At 78.3% G+C, this 2,584-nt stretch carries 1 protein-coding gene and 1 pseudogene; both read left to right on the forward strand.

Annotation, left to right across the window (positions count from 1 at the left end; genetic code table 11):
• A partial coding sequence (locus tag PYV61_RS23895) for a fused MFS/spermidine synthase (RefSeq protein ID WP_275836383.1) occupies nucleotides 1-1,696 on the forward strand: 1,696 nt, incomplete at its 5' end.
• A gap of 129 nt (nucleotides 1,697-1,825) precedes the next feature.
• A pseudogene (locus PYV61_RS23900) lies at nucleotides 1,826-2,584 on the forward strand (hypothetical protein); the annotation flags it as partial.

The following is a 2,584-nucleotide window of genomic DNA, read 5'->3' on the forward strand; positions in this document are numbered from 1 at the left end:
CGTCCCGGACGGCGCGACGCCCGCCGCCCAGCCGGCGCCCGATGCGACCGCGCGCGACGACGCGCCGCCGTCGGCGTGGCGGCGCGCGCGGTGGACGCTGCTGGCGTTCGTGCCGTCGGCGCAGCTGATGGGCGTCACGCGCTACCTCACCACCGACGTGGCGCCGGTGCCGCTGCTGTGGGTGGTGCCGCTGGCGCTGTACCTGGTGACGTTCATCGTCGCCTTCTCGCCGCGGCTGCGCGTGCGGCCGTCGGCCGTCGACCGCGCGGCGTCGTCGGTGCTGCCGGTGCTGGCGGTCATGGTCGTGCTCGACGTCAACAAGCCGCTGGCGCTGGTGCTGTACGCGCACCTGACGGCGCTGCTGGCGGTGGCGGTGTGGTGCCACCAGACGCTGGCCGACGACCGCCCCGGCGTGGGGCGCCTCACCGACTTCTACCTGTGGATGTCGGTCGGCGGGCTGCTCGGCGGCGTGTTCAACGCGCTGCTCGCCCCCGCGCTGTTCACGGGGCTCGCCGAGTACCCGCTGGTCATCGCCGCCGCCGCGGCGACGCGCCTGGTGCTCCGCACGCCGCCCGCGCCGCCGACGCCCCGCACCCGCCTCGGCGCGCGGCTGCAGCGGATCGCGGGGCTGGCCCCCTCCGACCCGCGGCGCTCGGTGGCGCTGCTGCGCCGCCTCGCCGCGCCGCTCGCGATCGGGACGGCGACCTACTTCTCGGCGTCGGGGCTGTCGCTGATCCCGAGCGTGCGCGAGGCGGGGTTCGCGGGGATCCTGGGCGGCGTGGCGGCGCTGGCGACGATCGCGCTGCGCGCCGACCGCGTCGCGTTCGCGCTGGCGGTGGCTGCGGTGCTGGCGGGGGGCGCGCTCGGCCAGCGCGCGCGGCAGGCGAGCGTGCTGCTCCGCGCGCGCAGCTTCTACGGCGCCTACACGGTGCGCGAGTCGTCGCCGCTGCACTACCTGCAGCACGGGACGACGCTGCACGGCACGCAGGACCGCTCGCCGTCGCGCCGCACGACGCCGCTGTCGTACTACCACCGCGAGGGGCCGCTCGGCGTGCTGCTGACCGTCGTGCCGCGCCTCGCGCCGACGGCGCCGGCGCGCCGCGTGGCGGCGGTCGGGCTGGGGACGGGGACGGTCGCCTGCCACGGGCGCGCCGGCGAGCGGTGGACGTTCTACGAGATCGACCCGCTGATGGAGCGCATCGCGCGCGACCCGCGGCTGTTCACGTACCTGCGCGACTGCCCGCCGGCGAGCGACGTGGTGCTCGGCGACGCGCGGCTGCGGCTCGCCGAGGCGGCGCCGGGGACGTACGACCTGATCGTGCTCGACGCGTTCAGCTCGGACGCGATCCCGACGCACCTGCTGACGCGCGAGGCGCTGGCGACGTACGTGCGCGCGCTGACGCCGGGGGGCGTGGTGGCGGTCCACATCAGCAACCGCTACCTCGACCTCGAGCCGGTGGTGGCCGCGCTCGCCCGCGACGCCGGCCTCGTCGCCCTGCTCGGCCGCGACACGAGCGACGCCTGGCGCCGCGAGATCGCCGTCACCACCTCGCGCTGGATCGCGCTCGCCCGCGACTCGGCGAGCCTCGGCGAGCTGGCGACGTTCACCGGCTGGGACCCGCCGGCCGCGCGGAAGGGGGTGCCGGTGTGGACGGACGACTACACGGACGTGCTCTCCGTCGTCAACTGGAAGTGAGGGGCGGCTGCGGGCTGCGGGCTGCGGGTTCTGAATCCGCAGCCCGCAGCCGTCAGAACCCCGTCAGGCGGCCCCCGATTCCCGCTCCCCCCTCCTTGCGTCGGCGGGCGCGACCGCGTTCGCTACCTCATGCCCCTCCGCCTGCGCGGCGTCCCCACCGGGGCCCCGGACGCGCGCGCCCTCGTCGCCCTGCTGCTGCTCACGCTGGCGCTCTCCGGCCTGCTCGCCTTCGAGGCGGAGCAGGAGGTGGGGGCGCACCGCATGGCGAGCGCGCGGGTGCTGCGCGAGCACCTGGCGGCCACCGGGCGCGACGCGCTCGACGCGACGGCGCTCGGGCTGAAGCAGTCGCTGGCCGACGCGCTCGGGGCGGCGGTGGACGTGCGGTCGGCGACGCCGTTCGACCCGGTGCCGCCGCCGACCGCGCTCGCCGGGCGCGCGGCGCGGATGGTCTGCGTCGTCCCGAGCCCGGCGTGGGTGCGGCTCGACCTGCGCGACGGCGTGCTGGCGGTGGCCGGGGGGGACCTGCCGCCCGACGTGCGCGCGTGGGTCGCCGAGCAGGCGCGCACCGTCGGGCGCGCGGGGGCGCTGGGGACCGACGGCGGCTACGCCGTCGTCGCGGGGCGCGGGGCGATGGCGGGGCGCATCGAGGCGTGCGGCGTGCGGCGCGCGCCGTTCGACGCGCCGGTGGCGGTCTACGGCCTCGTGACCTGCGACGACGCGCTCGGCGCGCCGCTGTTCGGCGCCGCGCGGCGCACCTCGGGGCGCGGCGACGCGCTGTCGCTCGCCCTCGCCGACCCGCTGCTCGTGGGCGAGGTGCGCGACGCCGCGGGGGCGCTGCTGACGCGGGCGCCGGCGCGCGGCGCGCCCGGGGGCGCGGTGGTGGCCGAG

The organism is Roseisolibacter sp. H3M3-2 (assembly GCF_029211165.1).
Taxonomy (GTDB): domain Bacteria; phylum Gemmatimonadota; class Gemmatimonadetes; order Gemmatimonadales; family Gemmatimonadaceae; genus Roseisolibacter.